General features: G+C 64.7%; 20 protein-coding genes. 10 read left to right on the top strand and 10 right to left on the bottom strand.

From position 1 onward, the window contains the following. The 5 genes from ACFQ00_RS07970 to ACFQ00_RS07950 form a co-directional block, all read left to right on the top strand. The coding region (locus ACFQ00_RS07970) for a hypothetical protein (protein WP_381488705.1) at positions 1–379 on the top strand (379 nt) is incomplete at its 5' end. Positions 380–596: 217 nt separating this feature from the next. Continuing rightward, on the top strand, positions 597–1,262 hold the full coding sequence (locus ACFQ00_RS07965; RefSeq protein ID WP_381488702.1) for a hypothetical protein: 666 nt from the start codon (positions 597–599) through the stop codon (positions 1,260–1,262). Between the two features lie 66 nt (positions 1,263–1,328). Beyond that, entirely contained in the window at positions 1,329–1,847 is a 519-nt protein-coding gene (locus tag ACFQ00_RS07960) for a DNA-deoxyinosine glycosylase (protein WP_381488700.1), read from the top strand. Between the two features lie 71 nt (positions 1,848–1,918). Beyond that, positions 1,919–2,491, top strand: coding sequence for a 2'-5' RNA ligase family protein (locus ACFQ00_RS07955; protein ID WP_381488697.1), 573 nt, complete (start codon positions 1,919–1,921; stop codon positions 2,489–2,491). A gap of 3 nt (positions 2,492–2,494) precedes the next feature. Beyond that, complete coding sequence (locus ACFQ00_RS07950; RefSeq protein ID WP_381488695.1) at positions 2,495–3,253, top strand: DUF72 domain-containing protein; 759 nt, start codon at positions 2,495–2,497, stop codon at positions 3,251–3,253. Here the strand turns inward: ACFQ00_RS07950 and ACFQ00_RS07945 are convergent. The 4 genes from ACFQ00_RS07945 to ACFQ00_RS07930 form a co-directional block, all read right to left on the bottom strand. Further along, entirely contained in the window at positions 3,180–3,917 is a 738-nt protein-coding gene (locus ACFQ00_RS07945; RefSeq protein WP_381488691.1) for an endonuclease III domain-containing protein, read from the bottom strand. The genes ACFQ00_RS07950 and ACFQ00_RS07945 overlap by 74 nt on opposite strands. An 81-nt stretch (positions 3,918–3,998) precedes the next feature. Continuing rightward, positions 3,999–4,289, bottom strand: a complete 291-nt coding sequence (locus tag ACFQ00_RS07940; RefSeq protein ID WP_381488688.1) for an alkylphosphonate utilization protein — start codon at positions 4,287–4,289, stop codon at positions 3,999–4,001. A 59-nt stretch (positions 4,290–4,348) separates the two neighbouring features. Next, on the bottom strand, positions 4,349–5,200 hold the full coding sequence (locus ACFQ00_RS07935; protein ID WP_381488685.1) for an SDR family oxidoreductase: 852 nt from the start codon (positions 5,198–5,200) through the stop codon (positions 4,349–4,351). 93 nt (positions 5,201–5,293) lie between these two features. Next, entirely contained in the window at positions 5,294–5,902 is a 609-nt protein-coding gene (locus ACFQ00_RS07930) for a DUF2726 domain-containing protein (RefSeq protein ID WP_381488682.1), read from the bottom strand. A 92-nt stretch (positions 5,903–5,994) separates the two neighbouring features. Between ACFQ00_RS07930 and ACFQ00_RS07925 the strand changes: the two genes are divergently transcribed. After that, a complete protein-coding gene (locus tag ACFQ00_RS07925) occupies positions 5,995–6,348 on the top strand; it encodes a DUF1428 domain-containing protein (protein ID WP_381488680.1) in 354 nt (117 codons plus the stop codon). 3 nt (positions 6,349–6,351) lie between these two features. Here the strand turns inward: ACFQ00_RS07925 and ACFQ00_RS07920 are convergent, their stop codons facing one another. Continuing rightward, entirely contained in the window at positions 6,352–6,915 is a 564-nt protein-coding gene (locus ACFQ00_RS07920) for a peroxiredoxin (protein WP_381488678.1), read from the bottom strand. 121 nt (positions 6,916–7,036) lie between these two features. Here ACFQ00_RS07920 and ACFQ00_RS07915 point away from each other — a divergent pair, with 121 nt between their 5' ends. Both ACFQ00_RS07915 and ACFQ00_RS07910 read left to right on the top strand, forming a co-directional pair. Further along, entirely contained in the window at positions 7,037–7,378 is a 342-nt protein-coding gene (locus ACFQ00_RS07915) for an antibiotic biosynthesis monooxygenase family protein (RefSeq protein WP_381488675.1), read from the top strand. A 34-nt stretch (positions 7,379–7,412) separates the two neighbouring features. Then, positions 7,413–7,970: a hypothetical protein gene (locus ACFQ00_RS07910; RefSeq protein ID WP_381488673.1), complete on the top strand. Its 558-nt coding sequence runs from the start codon at positions 7,413–7,415 to the stop codon at positions 7,968–7,970. Positions 7,971–8,060: 90 nt separating this feature from the next. On the opposite strand, the gene ACFQ00_RS07905 is transcribed toward ACFQ00_RS07910, so the two are convergent. Next, positions 8,061–8,429: a hypothetical protein gene (locus tag ACFQ00_RS07905; protein WP_381488670.1), complete on the bottom strand. Its 369-nt coding sequence runs from the start codon at positions 8,427–8,429 to the stop codon at positions 8,061–8,063. 53 nt (positions 8,430–8,482) lie between these two features. Beyond that, positions 8,483–8,650: a hypothetical protein gene (locus ACFQ00_RS07900; RefSeq protein ID WP_374592608.1), complete on the bottom strand. Its 168-nt coding sequence runs from the start codon at positions 8,648–8,650 to the stop codon at positions 8,483–8,485. A 454-nt stretch (positions 8,651–9,104) separates the two neighbouring features. On the opposite strand from ACFQ00_RS07900, the gene ACFQ00_RS07895 reads away from it, so the two are divergent. Further along, entirely contained in the window at positions 9,105–9,980 is an 876-nt protein-coding gene (locus tag ACFQ00_RS07895; protein ID WP_381488667.1) for a dienelactone hydrolase family protein, read from the top strand. Between the two features lies 1 nt (position 9,981). Here ACFQ00_RS07895 and ACFQ00_RS07890 read toward each other — a convergent pair whose 3' ends face one another. Together ACFQ00_RS07890 and ACFQ00_RS07885 are read right to left on the bottom strand one after the other, a co-directional pair. Further along, positions 9,982–11,571, bottom strand: a complete 1,590-nt coding sequence (locus ACFQ00_RS07890; RefSeq protein ID WP_381488663.1) for an MFS transporter — start codon at positions 11,569–11,571, stop codon at positions 9,982–9,984. A gap of 23 nt (positions 11,572–11,594) precedes the next feature. After that, positions 11,595–12,923: a dihydroorotase gene (locus tag ACFQ00_RS07885; RefSeq protein ID WP_381488660.1), complete on the bottom strand. Its 1,329-nt coding sequence runs from the start codon at positions 12,921–12,923 to the stop codon at positions 11,595–11,597. Between the two features lie 55 nt (positions 12,924–12,978). Here ACFQ00_RS07885 and ygfZ point away from each other — a divergent pair, with 55 nt between their 5' ends. Then, entirely contained in the window at positions 12,979–13,779 is an 801-nt protein-coding gene (gene ygfZ, locus ACFQ00_RS07880) for a CAF17-like 4Fe-4S cluster assembly/insertion protein YgfZ (RefSeq protein ID WP_381488657.1), read from the top strand. A gap of 117 nt (positions 13,780–13,896) precedes the next feature. Here the strand turns inward: ygfZ and ACFQ00_RS07875 are convergent, their stop codons facing one another. Beyond that, positions 13,897–16,650: a valine--tRNA ligase gene (locus ACFQ00_RS07875; protein WP_381488653.1), complete on the bottom strand. Its 2,754-nt coding sequence runs from the start codon at positions 16,648–16,650 to the stop codon at positions 13,897–13,899. Between the last annotated feature and the right edge of the window lie 18 nt (positions 16,651–16,668).

Genomic DNA, 16,668 nt, shown 5'->3' with positions numbered 1-16,668 from the left:
CGCGAGTCCTACCTCGGCTTTGTCGCTCTCGCCTCAATCAAGCTATGGATACCCTTTGTCCACGAAACCTAAGCAGATAAACGATACTGTTCGCCAGATTAGAGAACGTGGATCTTTTGTGACAAAAGATGGTGCTACGATCACTGTATCACCCACCACGCAGATCACAGCATACGTAGTAGCTGATCTAGAACCATCACTAAGGAAACTTTCTCAAGACTATGATTTTAAAATTTCTTGGGATTCCAAATCGCTATTTAATTACCATGAAGGCTTCAAAATATACACCGAGGTCTTTGGATACGACAAGCTTCTTGAGGACGCAAAACGACGGAATGGTCCATTTTTTGATGTTCTATTGAGCGATATCGGCCACTAAGGACCATGCGCGCCCGGAACCCCTTTACCGCCTTGGCCGCGAGCGCCTTATCGCCGCGTTGCCACTTCGCAACCTGATGCGCCCACCGCTTCGATGGCAGATCACCGCGAAACAATTATGGCCGCCATCGACATGCTGACAACGGTATACTGAGGGGCACCCTGCACCTTAAAAATTCCATTGTCCTACAGCGTACCAAATCGGTTAATCCTTACAGATGACCGATCAGACCCACGCCCCCGGCCCGAGCGCCGCGCCCGCCGTGCGCGACGCGCATGGCTTCAATCCCGATGATTACGAATGGATTCCCGTCGCGCGCCAGCGCCGGTCGGACGGCTGGACACCCCAGCGGCAGCGCGAGTTCATAGAGGCGCTTGCCGATACCGGATCGGTCGTGGACGCGGCGCGCGCCGTCCACATGTCGGCGAATTCCTGTTATCGTTTGCGCCGCGCGCCGGGCGCGGAGGGTTTCGCCGCCGCGTGGGAAGCCGCAATCGCAAACGCCTCGCGCCGTCTCGTCGATATCGCCTTCGATCGCGCGGTGAACGGCGTTGAAGATGCGGTGCTCGACAGGGACGGCAACGTCATCCACATCCGCACCCGCTATAATGATCGCCTGCTCATGTTCCTCCTCCGCGCGCACCATCCAGAACGATACCGCGCGCCAGACCATCGCCGCCGCGCGGTCCCATCCACCGAAACGGCGGCCACAACCGCGGAAGTAACAGGCGCCATCCCCGCCACCCTACCCGCACCCTCCGCCATCATCCCGGATATCGCCCGCGCGCTCGATGCGCTCATGCCCGTCTGCCCGCCCGATCCGCACAAACGGATGCACCCGGAGGATCTCGAAAACCTCATGTTCAACAACCAGGACGACTGATACGCATCCGGGAATCGCTCGCCTTGGTGTAACTTTTCTCACCTTTGCCTGCCGGAAGCCCATTTGATGACCACACCCGCCGCTCCCGCACGCACCCGCGACCACGCCTTCCCGCCCGTGGCGGATGCGCGCACGCGGGTCCTTGTGCTCGGCAGCCTGCCGGGGCGGGCGTCGCTCGCGGCACGGGAGTATTATGCCAATCCGGGGAACGGGTTCTGGCGGTTGATGGGCGCGGTGACGGGCGCCGACCTGCCCACGCTTCCCTATGCGGCGCGGCTGGAGGCACTGCTCGCGCGCGGCATCGGCTTGTGGGACGTGATCGCCCATGCCGAGCGCGCGGGGAGCCTCGACAGCGCCATCCGCGATCCCGCCGCGCGCGACCTCACCGCGATGACAGATGCACTCCCCGCGCTGGAGGCGATCGCGTTCAACGGTCGCACCGCCGAGCGGATCGGGCTGCGGCAGCTCGGCGAGGACGTGGCGCGCTGGCGCGTTCTCACGCTCCTTTCCAGCAGCGGCGCCTGCGCGGTGCCCGCAGACCTGAAGCGGGAGAACTGGATGCGGCTTCGTGCGTTTATCCTGTGAGCGTTGATGGGCTTGCAAGATGTTCCACGTTTGTTCTATATGAACAGACAGGGAACGAAAGAGGCGTGCATATGCAGAACGTCGTTTTCCATCGCTACTTCCTCGCGCTGCGTCCGCCGACGCTGCTTGGCACGACGCTTGGCATGATGGGCTCCGTCTATCACCTCGCCGGGTCGCGGCTTCCTGCGGACCGGCTGCACATCACGCTCGCGATGATCGGCGGCACCTATGAGGCGCCGCAGCCGCGCCTTGTGGAGCGGATTGGAGAGGCCCTGCACGATGTGCGCCTCCCCGCCCAGCGTCCGGTGTTCGATCAGCTTGTCCGCGCGAACGACTGCGCGCTACTCACCGCGTCGGAGCCGCTGACCTTCATCGAGAGCTTCCGGCACGATCTCGTGCAGCGGCTTGGGGGCGCGGGTGTTTCGGCGGAGGTGCCCGCCTCGCCGCCGCACATGACGCTGGCGCACGGCCGCCAGTGGCGCACAGGCACGGAAGGCGTCGACCCGATCAGCTGGCGGGCGGACGAGTTGGTGCTGATCGAAAGTCATGTCGGCGCGGGCCGCCACATTGCGCGCGGATCGTGGTCGCTCGGCGAGGCCGTGGAGAAGGTGCAACTTCCGCTGCCGCTCGCCTGGGCTGCATAGTCAGTGAGCGGGGGGAAGATACGCGTCGGCATCGGCGGCTGGACCTACGAACCATGGCGCGGCACTTTCTACCCCGAAGGTCTCGTGCAGGCGCGGGAGCTTGAATATGCCGCCGCGCGGCTCGGCGCCATCGAGATCAACGGCACCTTCTACAGCAGCTTCAAGCCCGCGAGCTTCGCCAAGTGGGCGGATGCCGCGCCCGAGGGGTTCGTGTTCACCGTGAAGGCCTCCCGCTTCACCACGGTCCGCAAGAAACTCGCGGACGGCGCAGAGTCGGTCGCGAAGTTTCTGGGGCAAGGCCTTGAGGCGCTGGAAGACAAGCTCGGCCCCATCCTCTGGCAGTTCCCGCACACCAAGGCCTTCGACCCGGAAGACTTCGGTGGCTTCCTGAAGCGCCTTCCCGAAAAGCTAGGTAGTCGTCCCCTTCGCCACGCGCTGGAGGTCCGCCACGCGAGCTTCGAGGATGCCGCCTTCGTGAAGCTCGCGAAGGATGCGGGCGCAGCGATCGTCTATGCAGACAAGCCCGGCTACCCGACAATCGACGAGGCCACCGCCGATTTCGCCTACGCCCGCCTCCAGCGCGCCGAGGAGGATGTGCCGACGGGCTACACACCCGCCGCGCTCGATGATTGGGCCGCGAAGGCAAGCGGCTGGGCGAAAGGGGACCGTGATACGTTCGTCTTCATGATCAACGGCGCCAAGGTCCGCGCGCCCGCGGCGGCAACCGCACTGATCGAACGCCTCCCCGCGCACGCGCCGTAGCGCAGTCCGCCGCCAGCGGGCACAGGTGGCAGAGCAGTTTGGTATCGCGACAAAGCGTCTGCCCGAGCCGTTTCACCGCGACGTGGAACAGGGTGAATGTCTCGCCGTCCCAATCCTGCATCGATTCCGTCACGAACATGCTCACGTCGCGCGGCGTCGCGTTCGCGGGCACGATGCCGGTGCGTACGATCACACGCCAGACATGCGTGTCGACGATGTACACCGGCAGCCGCAGCGTGCTCGCGTTCAGCGTCGATGCCGCCACCTTGCGGCCGACGCCCGGCAGGCGTTCGAGCCATTCGAGCCGCACCTGCGGCGGCATCCCAGAGAGTGGGGTCAGATCATAGTCCTGCCACGCCTGCCCCACCAGTTTCGCGGCATCCACAACATGCGCCGCCTTCACCTCCGGAAAGGTCACATGCGCGATCAATCGCTCGACCTCGACCGGCGTTGCCATGGCGAGCGATGGGCCTGTTGGGAACTGCGCGCGCAAGGACCTGTAGGATCGCGCGGAGACGGCATCCTTAGTGCGTCCGCTGATCATCGATTTGACCAGTTGATCGAACGGCAGGCGACGGGACAGCTCCACCCCGTCCACGAGAACGGACAGCACGGCGCGCCACGGCTCGAAATCGAAGCGCGCGAAATCGAAACGGAACTGCATGACGCACGGATCCGGGCGAAGATTGTTCTTCTTTTGTTCTAACCCAAACTCTCGAGAGTCGAAAGAGCCGTGCTGCTCGGCCTATCGCTTTTTCACGAACTCCGCGCGCAGGACGAGGCCCTTGATGCCATCGAAGCGGCAATCGATTTCCTGCGGGTCGCCGGTCAGGCGGATCGACTTGATAACGGTGCCGACCTTGAGCGTCTGCCCCGCGCCCTTCACCTTCAGATCCTTGACGAGCGTGACACTGTCGCCATCCGCAAGCAGGTTCCCTGCCGCGTCGCGCACCTCGACGACGGACCGCGCAGCCGCCTCGGCCGCGCTGATCCACTCGCCGGTCTCTTCGTCGTAAACATACTCTTCGTCGGCCATCGCCCGCTCCTGCTGCTGAGCCGGACCCATAAGGCGCGGACGGCGAGGGACGCAAGCAATCAGCCGTTCACGATGACGCCGCCGTTCGGATGCAGCACCTGCCCGCTCATGTAGCTGGCATCCTCGCAGGCGAGGAACAGGAACGACGGCGCGACTTCACTCGGCTGGCCGGGGCGGCCCATCGGCGTCGACTCTCCGAAGTGTTCCAGCTTCTCCTCACTCGCACCGCCGCAGGGGTTGAGCGGGGTCCAGATCGGGCCGGGCGCCACGGCATTCACCCGGATACCCTTTTCGACGAGGTTCTGGGACAGGCTGCGCGTGAATGCCGTGATCGCGCCTTTCGTCGCGGAATAATCGAGCAGTTCTTCGGAGCCTTTGTACATGGTGACGCTGGTGCAGTTGATGATCGCCGCGCCCGCCTTCAGGTGCGGCATCGCCGCCTGTGTCAGGTAGAACATGCCGAACACGTTGGTCTGGAACGTGCGCCGAAGCTGCTTGTCCGTGATGTCGGTGATGTCTTTGTCCGGGTGCTGCTCGCCCGCGTTGTTGACGAGGATGTCGATCCCGCCGAACGCCTTCACCACCTTCGCGACCGCGTCCGCGCAGAACACCTTGTCGCCGATATCGCCTGCGATGGTCAGCGCCTTGCCGCCTTCGTCCTTCACGATCCGGGCTGTTTCCTTCGCATCGTCGTGCTCGCATAGATAAAGGATCGCGACCTTCGCCCCCTCCCGCGCATAAAGCGCCGCCACCGCCCGCCCGATGCCGCTGTCCGCGCCGGTGATGAGCGCGACCTTGCCTTTCAGCCTCCCGGAGCCCGGATAGCGCGGCTCCCAATCGGGCTTGGGTTCTAGCCGGCTCTCATGCCCGGGCAATTCGTCTTCATGGAGCTTGCTGACCTTCGCGCCCATCGCCGTTCCTTTCCGATCCGTACGGCAAGTAAAATGGGCAGGACTGAGGCTGGTTCCCGTGGCTGCGATGAGTTGCGGATTAAAACGATGTACCTAGGCGGGCAAAAGTTCAAAGGCGAGCCGGCTGATCTCCCGTCGGACATCGTCTGCGGTATGCCTGCCCATAACTTCGATATAGCGAACGCCAGCCTTACGTAGCGCTTCCTTCTTCACGGCATCGCGAATGGCCGCGGTATTCTGATAGTGGCCGCTGCCCTGATACTCGATCGCAGCAAGTGGTTCACCCGATTGCGAGATCACCAGAAGGTCGACGCGTTTTGAGTTGATCGCTGCAAAGGCGCGTGCGTTCTCCGAACGCAGGATTTCGCCCAGACTGACCTGAGCCATCACGCGCCATTTCAGCCCTGTTTCGGCAACGGCACGCTCCGCAGCATAAAGGACGCGCGCCTCCTGCTTGTTGAGAAGGGTTTGCTTCGTAAACTCAGCCGCCGCGACAACACGAAGTTGCTCGGCGGGATCAGCGATACTGATCTGCGGCACAGAAGGCGCTTGCCAAGGCCGGCTCCGCCCACCCTTCCGGGTTTGCCTGCGTCCGCTTCTGGGAAGCAGGCGTTCCAGCCCAATTCCCGCAGCAACGCCGCCAAGAACAAGCGCGAACACCAGCGTGTCGAGCGAAGCAAACCGAAGAAGCGCATCAATCATCGTACAAGTCTTGCACGCACTTCTTGCTTATTGCTTACTTCACCTATGGTTGGTGCGACTCATGAGAAAAACGCGCGCTAGGGAGACTTTGCATGACCTACGTCGATGGTTTCGTGCTCGCGGTGCCGCAGGATCAGCTGGACGAGTATCGGGCGCTTGCCACGCTGGCGGGCGAGGTGTGGATGGAGCATGGCGCGCTTTCCTACGTGGAGTGCGTCGCCGACGATGTGCCCTACGGCGAGCTGACGTCGTTTCCGCGTGCGGTTCAGGCGCAGGACGGCGAGGTCGTGGTCTTCTCGTGGATCACCTATCCGTCACGCGAGGCGCGGGATGCGATCAATACCAAGGTGATGGCCGACGAACGCTTGAAGCACGACCACGAAAACACGCCGTTCGACGGCAAGCGCATGATCTACGGCGGCTTCAAGACGTTCCTGAGCTTCTGAAGCCTACTTCGCGCCCTTGGTGCCCGCGTGCGCGGCGTGCCATGCCTTCACGGCGGCCAATGTGCCGGTGATGTGGCCCTTGGGCGCCATTTCCGAATGCACGAAGAGGATCTTGCCGTCGGGCGCGATCACGTAGGACGTGCGGTTCGAGCGGCCGGGCATCAGCGCCAGCGGCACATCGTATTTCCCGATGAGCGCCTTGTCGGCGACGCCGACGGCGAACTTGTTGCGGCATTCCTTCACCGAGAATTCGTTGAGCTTCTCGATCGGGTCGTTGGACATGCCGATGACGGTCGCGCCCATCTTGGCGAAATCGTCGGTCGCATCGGCGAAGGCATTGGCCTCGACTGTGCAGCCGGGCGTGAAGGCGGCGGGGAAGAAATAGAGCACGACCGGGCCCTTTTTCAGCGCCGCGGCGAGCGAGAAATCGAAGGGTTTTCCGGCAAGCGACGCTTTCGTCGCGAACACCGGCGCCTTTGCACCCACGGCGAGCGCGGCAAGCGCTGGGCTGGCGAAGGTGACAGCAGCGGCGATGACGATGGTGGCGGCCAGGCTGAACAGGCGCATGAAACAATCCTCCTCGGGAGCTTTTGCGCGCAGGCTATGCCTGAATCGGCCCGGCTCCAAGGCGCTTTTCGGCGTGCCGTGCGTTCATTCGGCACGAGGCTGAAAAACGGAGGCAGGGACTATGTTCGTCGCAGCCTATTGGTGGAAGGTGAAACCCGGCAAGGAAGCGCAGTTCCGCGCAGCGTGGCGACGCGGCACCGAACTGATCCGCGAACACTACGGCAGCCTCGGCTCGCGCCTGCACCGGGACGCGGAAGGCCGCTTCATCGGCATGGCCGAGTGGCCAGACGAGGCGACCTGGCGGCGCGCCTATGACGCGAAAATGACCTACGACGAGCCTGAAACGCGCGCGGCTTTCGTGGACGCGATCGAGGATGCCGCGGACGAGCCGCTGCTGCTGATGGACGTGACCGACGATCTTCTCGACCGCGCGGATGACAAGCCTGGCCCATCACTGCCATAATGCCGCAAGAGACCTGAACGGGAGGGAACGAAAGATGCGGACACTGGTGATCCTGCTCGCGGGGTTTGTGGCCGTCGCGTGCGACAATGCGGCCCCGGCGGACCAGCCCAAGGTGGATGCCACGGACCCGAACAGCGTGGATGCGGCGGCAGGCGGCACGACGCCGGAAGCCGATGTCGAAACCGCATCACCGGCGTCGGCGGAGACCGGCGCGGGCATTGGCGCTAATGGGATCGATCTCGCCGCCTATGCCGGCAAATATCCGTTCGACAAGGTGAACGATGTCGCCTTCTTCGATCAGCCCGTCGTCAAGGCCGCGATCGCCGCCGCTATCTCGGAAAAGGCCGTGCTCGGCTGGGTGATGGGCGCGAACGGCGGCCCTTCGGCGCCGATCGAGGTGAAGAACGGCAAGGTCGCCTCTTGGGCGTGCGAACAGCACAATTGCGGCGACCACCAGTGGACCGTGCTGATCGACCTCGCCGGAAAGGCGGCCGAGGTCTGCTATCAGGATGCCGCCGCGCTGCCCGGCAAGACGCGCTGGTATCGCGCCGGTGCTGCGCCCGAGACGCGCGAAGGCACCTGCCAGCTCTAGGGCGGGTCGCCATTCAGCTCTGGCGGCCTGCAAATGGCGAATTTCCGCACGCCATCTTCTGAATGTCGATCGGCCCTAGGGCCTGATCGATCAGGCGGGTTTCGAAACGGCCCGCACGATCAGTCCGGCGAGAAGCGGCGCGGCCACGCCCGCGATCTGCATCCACAGCGGCACGCCTGGAATCGTGAAGCCGTTGTAGAGGCACGCCGCGAGGATCAGCCCGGCGATGATCCAGGCCGCCGTGGCCCAGCGCGTGACGCGCACGGCAAGGAGCCCGCCAAGGAGCGTCGCCAGAAACCAGCCGAGCGCCATGATCATCTTCGCCTTGGTCGGCACAGCGGCGAAATCTCCCGCGCTTGCTACCCCCGGCACCACCATGCGGCTGACGTAATCCATCGCGCCGACCACCAGCATGGCGACGACGATCCCTGCGAATGTTCCGAGTATCTTGCGCACCATCCCACGCCCCCTCCCGCCGGGCGCAGCGATCATAGCGAAATTCAGGACGCGGGTCAGCGCTTCAGCACATAGTAAAGGACATAGAACCACGAGAAGAAGCCGTGGACGATCGCCCACAGGATCGATTTGTGGAGGCTCCACGAAATCGTGATCGCGAGCGCCGTGCCAAAGCCGATGCCCGCCTTTGCGGTTGAAATCGTGACCGAACGCGAGTCCGCCATTGCCCGTCTCCGCTGATGCGTTGCAGGATCAGGAATAGCGGCTGTCGATCTTCTTTACAGCCTTGAAAGTAGGTGCCCGGCCTCGCCGCCGGAATGCGCCGTTTCCATCATCTGGCATGGTCCATGCTTTGTCTGCGGTGACCCTGGGGCCACCCTCGGCGGCATTCGGAACTGCGGCATACGACAACGAGAACAACGACCATCTCACCCGCTCCGACCGGCGATCACCCGCCGATGTGCCGACCGCGAACAGAACGGTGCTTGAAAAACGGGTCACGCTGCCAAAACGGGCGGCCTCGGTATCATACCGGGGCCGCCCTATAATTATCCGCATCACCGCGTTGTACTGGCAACAAAAATGCCGGTGGTGCATTGTCGCCGCGGGCGCCCATCCCCCCTTACACTGAAAGCGCCCTCGCCTTCGTTCGCACGTGAAAAAGAGGGAGCCATCGCCATGACAACCGACCGTTTGCCCGAAGACCGGAACTGGGTCGCCTCGACCGGCCTCTCGCGCCGGGGTGTGCTCGTCGGCGGTACGTTCGCCGCCGGTTTCGCCGCCGCCGTGCAGCCCGTCGCCGCCAGCACGCTCAAGACCGATCTCAAGGGACTCGACGAGCGTATGCTCTCGATCTCCGTGCAGCAGGGCCAGATGCCCGCGTACCGCGTGAAACCCGCAAGCAGCGGGCGTGCGCCGGTGATCCTGGTGGTGCACGAGATTTTCGGCGTGCACGAATGGATCAAGGACATCTGCCGCCGCCTCGCCCACGCGGGCTATTACGCGATCGCGCCCGATCTCTATGCGCGCTGGGGCGACGCGACGAAGGAAAGCGATATCCAGAAACTGGTTTCGACGATCGTTTCGAAGGTACCCGACGCGATCGTGATGGACGATCTCGACCGCGCGGCAGCATTCGCGGCGGCGGACGGCGGCGATCCGTCGAAGCTCGGCATCACCGGCTTCTGCTGGGGCGGGCGTATCACGTGGCTCTACGCTGCCTACAGCCCGCGCGTCGATGCGGGCGTCGCATGGTACGGGCGGCTCACCGGCGAGAACAAGCCGCCGATCACGACGAGCCAGCCGATCGAGGTCCCCGCGCGGCTGAAGGCGCCAGTGCTCGGGCTCTACGGCGGCAAGGACAAGGGCATCCCGGTGGCCGACGTGGATGCGATGAAGGCCGCGCTCGAAAAGGCGAAGTCGCCCTCGAAGATCATCCTCTACCCCGAGGCCGACCACGGCTTCCTCGCCGACTATCGCCCGAGCTACGACCCGGCGGCGGCGAAGGCGGCGTGGGACGAGGCGCTCGGGTGGTTCAAGGCGAAACTCAAATAGCTTAGCCGCCGATGTCTCGTCCGCGCGTTTCGGGCAGGTAGAAATACGTCACCAGCATCGCGACGGTGACGATGACGAACGTGTACCAGAGGCCGCCGAACACGGCGCCCGAGGACACGACGATGTATTGTGAAACGAGCGGCAGAAGCCCGCCGAAGACGCCGGTGCCGATGTGGTATGGCACCGACATCGACGTGTAGCGGATACGCGCCGGGAACAGCTCGACGAGCATCGCTGCGGCGGGGCCATAGGTCATGCCGGTGAGCAGCGTCAGCACGGAGGCGGCGAGGACGACGAGCCACCCCTGCCGCTCACCGCTGTCCGAGCTTTCGGGATAGCCCGCCGCACCGAGCGCCGCGCGGAACGCCTCCGGTTGGAAACCCGGGATGCGCGCGTCGGCGACGCGGACCTCGACCTCCGCCACGTCCGCAGGCGTGCGCGTGTAGTTGAGACCGTTCGCCGCGAACCATTCGAGCGTTTCGGCGCAGGCGCCCTGCTGCCCGTCCGAGAAGGGGTCGTAGCGGCAGGCTTCGGGCGTGACGATGGTGACCGGATGCGCGGTCATCGCGCGTTCCAGCGCCGGGTTCGCCGCCGCCGAGATCAGCCAGTAGAGCGGGAACAGCAGCACGAGCGTGAGCGCGAAGCCGGTGAGGATCACGGGCTTGCGGCCGACCCGGTCGGAGAGCCAGCCGAAGAAGATGAAGCTCGGCGCGCCGACGATTACCGCCGCGCCAACAAGGAGGCGGGCGTCAGCCTCTGCGACACGCGATGCGCCTTGCAGGAAATAGAGCGTGTAGAACTGCGCGTTGTACCAGATCACCGTGAAACCCGCGGCGATGCAGAGCGCGATGAGGATGCGGCCGAGGTTGCCCTTTTCGCGGATGCTCTCGACGAACGGATTGGACGATGTGTTTCCCGCAGCTTTCATGGCGCGGAACACCGGGCTTTCGTTCAGCTTCAGGCGGATCCAGAGCGAGATCGCGAGGAGGATCAGCGAGGCGAGGAACGGAATGCGCCAGCCCCACGCTTCGAACGCCTCCTTGCCGATGATCGCGGTCGTGGAGACGACGACGATGATCGAGAGCAGGAAGCCGCCGACCACGGCAATCTGGATCCAGCTCGTGTAGAAGCCGCGCCGGTGTGCGGGCGCGTGCTCAGCGACGTAAACCGCTGCGCCGCCATATTCACCGCCGAGCGCGAGGCCCTGCGCGAAACGAAGCCCGATGAGGATCAGCGGCGCCGCGACACCGATCTGCGCGTAGGTCGGCAGCAGGCCGATCGCGGCGGTGGCGAGGCCCATGACGGTGATCGTGACGAGGAACGTGTATTTCCGGCCCACCTTATCGCCGAGATAGCCGAACAGGATTGCGCCGAGCGGGCGGACGAGGAAGCCCACGGCAAAGGTCGCGAGGCTGAGCAGGAAGGCAAGCGTTTCGCTTTCCACCTGGAAGAACATGCGCCCGAGCAGCGCGGCGAGCGTGCCGTAGATGAAGAAATCATACCATTCGAAGATGGTGCCGAGCGATGAGGCGAGGATCACCAGCCGGTCGCGCTTGACGTCGAATTCCTGATCCGCGCTGTCGTCCGTCACGGTGTCCCCCCCAAATGTTTTTCTTACGTGCGGATCGTCTCGTCGAAGCGGAAGGGTTCGCCGATGGCGGTGCCGATGAGGCCTGCGTCCCACATCACGCGGTGACCACGGATGATCGTGCCCACGGGACGCCCGGTGAGCGTCATCCCCTCGAACGGCGACCAGCCGCATTTCGATTGCAGCCAGTCGTTTTCGATCGTCCAGCGCGATTTGAGATCGACGATGCTGAAATCCGCGTCGAAGCCCGGCGCGATACGGCCCTTGGCGGTGAGGCCGAACAGGCGGACGGCGCCCGCTGACGTGAGATCGACGACGCGCTCCAGCGTCACGCGCCCCGCCGCCAGATGATCGAGCAGCAGCGGCAGCAGCGTCTGCACACCGGGCATCCCGCTCGGGCTCGCCGGATAGGGCTTCGCCTTCTCGTCCTTCGTGTGCGGCGCGTGATCCGAACCCCACACATCGGGCACGCCCTGGCGGAGCCAGTGCCAGAGGCCGTCGCGGTGCGCGCCGGAGCGGATCGGCGGGTTCATCTGCGCGTAGGTACCGAGGCGCGGATAGGCCTCCTCCCCCGCCAGCGTCAGGTGCTGCGGCGTCACCTCGCAGCTTGCGATGTCCTTGTGCTGCGCAAGCAGTTCCAGCTCTGCGGGCGTGGTGACGTGAAGCACATGGATGCGCCGCTTCGCCTCGCGCGCGAGGCCGAGCACGCGGCGTGTGGCGAGGATCGCCGATTCGTCGTCGCGCCACACGGGATGGCTGGAGGGATCGCCTTCGACGCGCATATCCTTGCGTGCCTGCATCCGGGGCTCGTCTTCGGCATGGATGGCGACGCGGCGGCGACCCGAGCGCAGCACCCGGAGCAGCGTCGCGTCGTCCTCCACCAGCAGGCTTCCGGTGGAGGCGCCCATGAACACCTTCACGCCGCAGGCGCCGGGCAGCATTTCAAGCTCGCGGAGCTTTTCCGCGTTCGCATCGGTCGCGCCCACGTAGAAAGCGTGCTCGCACCACATGCGGCCCTTGGCGCGGGCGAGCTTGTCGGCGAGCGCCTCGGCGCTGTCTGTGTTGGGATTGGTGTTCGGCATTTCGAACACGCCCGTCACGCCGCCCATCACGGCGGCGCGGCTGCCCGATTCGAGGTCTTCCTTGTGTTCGAGGCCGGGCTCGCGGAAATGGACCTGCGTATCGATGACGCCGGGAAGCACGGTGAGGCCCGTGCAGTCGATCATCTCGCCCGCATCGGCGAAAGACCCGAGCGCGGCGATGCTGCGCCCGCGCACCCCAACATCGGTCTGAATAAGGCCCGCGGGCGTGAAGACGTGGCCGCCCTTGAGGACGAGATCGAAGCTCTGGCTCATGGGATGGATGCTATACCCCCTTGCGCGGGGCGCACCAGTCCCTAGCTTCAAGACCATGATCGCTTATCTCGATGATCGCACCGTCCTCGTGGTGTCCGGCGAGGACGTGCGGGGGTTCCTGAACGGCCTCGTCACCAACGACGTTTCGGAAAAGGCGCTGACGCATGAGACGCCGGTGTGGGCCGGGCTGCTTTCCGCGCAGGGCAAGTATCTCGCCGACATGATCCTTTACGACGGCGGCGAGGCGGGCATCTTCATCGATGTCCACAAAAGCCGCGCCGACGATCTTGCCAAGAAGCTGCGGATGTACCGGCTGCGCCGCGCCATCGACATCGCGCCCTCGGGTCTGCGCGTCTTCGCGGGCTGGAAGGAAAAGGCGCTGGCACACCCGCACGACCCCCGCCTCCCCGCGCTCGGTTGGCGCTGGCTCGCGGCGGGCGGCTTCGCCGACAAGACGGCCGCGGACTGGCACGCATGGCGCATCGGCCTCGGCGTGCCCGACACGCCCGACTTCGAGATAGACAAGACCATGTGGCTGGAGACGAACGCCGCCGAGCTGAACGGGGTAAGCTTCTCCAAGGGCTGCTACGTCGGGCAGGAAAACACCGCGCGGATGAACTGGCGCGCAAAGGTGAACAAGCGTTTCGTGCCGGTGATGCTCGCGGAGCCCGTGGGCGACGAGCGCACGATCATGGCCGGGGACCGCGAGGCGGGCACTCTACGCAGCTTTGAAGGCGCGCGCGGCATCGCCTATCTTCGCGTGGAATATGCGGGTGCACTGCTGACGCTCGGCGGTCATCCCGTGAGCGTGGAATGGCCGGAATGGCTGCCGCGCCCGGCGGAGGGGGAGGACTGACAATGGCGAAGAAGAAACCGCAGCGGATGCGCGACGACCGCAAGCTGCTGTTCATCCTCGGCGTCTGCGGGGTGTTGTTGCTCGCGATGTTCGTGCTGATGTCGAGCTGAGGCTGATCTACCCCAGCCGCGCCAGCGCTGCCCGCAGCCGCTCCGCTTCGGCAGATTTCTCCGCGTGGTCGGCGCGCGCCTTCTCGACCGCTTCCGGCTTCGCCTTGTCGACGAACGCCGGATTGCCGAGGCGGCCCGCGAGACTGTCGCGTTCCTTCTCCGCCGCCGCTGCGTTCTTTTCGAGGCGGATCCGCTCTGCGGCGAGATCGATGACGCCTTCGAGCGGGAGCACATAGGTCGCCTCATCGACGACGATCTGCGCGGCGCCGCCAGCCGGGGCCGGATCGGTCGAAATGGTTTCGATCCGCGCCAGCCGTTCGATCATCGGGCGGTTGGCATCGATCCGCGCCACCGTGACCGGCGAACAATCGCGCACGTGGAGCGGCAGCTTCGCGCCCGGCGGCACGCCGAGTTCGGTGCGGCTGGAGCGGATTTCGGAGACGACACGGATCAGCCAGTCGATCTCCGCCGAGGCGCTGGCGTCGACCGGGCCGACATCCACCCACTTCGCAGTGATGAGATCGTGGCCGCCGCGGTCGCCGAGTGCGTGCCAGAGTTCTTCCGTCACGAACGGCATCACCGGGTGGAGCATCACGAGGATCTGATCGAGCGCCCAGCCCGCGACGGCCTTCGTTTCTTCTCTTTCGTCATTCCGGCGAAGGCCGGAATCCATGCCATCGGTCCCATGGACCCCGGCCTCCGCCGGGGTGACGGAGAGGATTGGCTTGATGAGTTCGAGATACCAGTCGCAGAAGCGGCTCCACGTGAACTGGTAGATCGCATCCGCATAGGCATCGAAGCGCATCTCCGCCATCGCGGTTTCGAGCGCCTGCGCGGTCGCGGCAACCTCGGCGATGATCCAGCGGTTGACGGCGAGTGAGGCGGTAGGCGCGGTGATCGTCCGCGAGGCTTCGATGCCGTTGGACTGGCAGAAACGCGCGGCATTCCAAAGCTTGGTCGCAAAGTTACGGTAGCCCTCGACCCGGCGCTCGTCCATCTTCACGTCGCGGCCCTGACTCTCCATCGCCGCCATGAAGAAGCGCAGCGCGTCGGCACCGTATTTGTCGATGAGGCCGAGCGGATCGACGACGTTGCCCTTCGACTTCGACATCTTCTGGCCATCGGCGGCGCGGACGAGACCGTGGAGGTAGAGCCGTTTCCACGGCACATCGCCCATGAAGTGCATCCCCTGCATGGCCATACGCGCATCCCAGAAGAACAGGATGTCGAAGCCCGAGATGCAGAGATCGTTCGGGTAGTGCTTGTTCAGCAGCGGCGCGTCCGCGTCCGGCCAGCCGAGCGTGGCGAACGGCCAGAGCGCGGAGGAGAACCACGTGTCGAGGACGTCTTCGTCGCGGGTCAGCTTCCTGTTGCCCGCGAGCGTCTGCGCCTCATCCTCAGTTTCGGCGACGAAGACGTTTCCGTCGTCGTCGAACCACGCCGGAATCCGGTGCCCCCACCAGAGCTGGCGGGAGACGCACCATGGCTGGATGTTTTCCATCCAGTTGAAGAAGGTCTTTTCCCACGTCTTCGGGACGATCTCGATGGCGCCGCTGCGGACCGCCTCGATCGGCTTCTTCGCCAGTTCCTCGGCGTTCACGTACCACTGGTCGGTGAGCCACGGCTCGATGACCACGCCACCACGATCGCCGAAAGGCGTCTGGATCGTGCGCGGTTCGGCGTCGTGTTCGGTTTCCTCGCCGTCCTTGTCCTTGGTGACGTGCAGGATCAGGAAGCCCTGCGCCTTGAGCCGCTCCACGACCAGTTTGCGGGCGTCGAAACGGTCGAGGCCGAGATAGTCGGCCGGGATCAGCCCGTCCGCCGTCTGCACGACGTTCGCTTCGGCATCGAACATGTTGAGCATGTCGGCGGGCTTGATGCCGGCGCGCTTGCCGACCTCGAAGTCGTTGAAGTCGTGGCCGGGCGTGATCTTCACCGCGCCCGAGCCGAGTTCGGGGTCGGCGTGCTCGTCGGCGACCACCTTGAAACGGCGGCCGGTGATCGGCTGCACGATGTCCTTGCCGATCACGCTCTTGTAGCGCGCGTCCTCTGGGTGGACCGCAACCGCCATGTCGGCGAGCATGGTTTCGGGGCGCGTGGTGGCGACTTCTATGTAATCGCGGCCGTCGGCGAGCGTCGCGCCGTCCGCGAGCGGGTATTTAAAGCGCCAGAAGTGGCCCTTCACCTCGCGCGTTTCGACTTCGAGGTCAGAAATCGCGGTCTTCAGCTTCGGGTCCCAGTTCACCAGCCGCTTGTCGCGGTAGATGAGGCCCTGATTGTAGAGGTCGACGAACACTTTCACGACCGCGCGCGTGAAGTGCGGGTCCATCGTGAACTGCTCGCGGCTCCAGTCCATCGAACAGCCGAGGCGGCGGAGCTGGCGCGTGATCTGGCCGCCGCTTTCGGTCTTCCACTCCCACACCTTCGCAACGAAATCCTCGCGGCTGTAGTTGGTGCGTTTGTCCTGCCGCTCCTCGAGCTGGCGCTCGACCACCATCTGCGTGGCGATGCCGGCGTGATCGGTGCCGACCACCCAGAGCGCATCCTTGCCGCGCAGGCGCTCGTAGCGGACGACGATATCCTGCAGCGTGTTGTCGAGCGCGTGGCCGATGTGGAGGCTGCCCGTGACGTTGGGCGGCGGGTTTACGATCGTGAACGGCGCCGCATCCGGGCGCTCGGGACGGAATTTCCCGTTCTCTTCCCAGTATTTGTACCAGCGGGCCTCGATTTCGCCCGGCGCGAAGGTCTTTTCGATCGTCATGCGCGCTCCTTTGCCAGC

Origin of the sequence: Sphingosinicella xenopeptidilytica (assembly GCF_042676985.1) — a bacterium.
Taxonomy (GTDB): domain Bacteria; phylum Pseudomonadota; class Alphaproteobacteria; order Sphingomonadales; family Sphingomonadaceae; genus Sphingosinicella; species Sphingosinicella xenopeptidilytica.
Note: the sequence above shows the minus strand (reverse complement) of the source record. Positions and strands in the feature narration are given on the sequence as shown.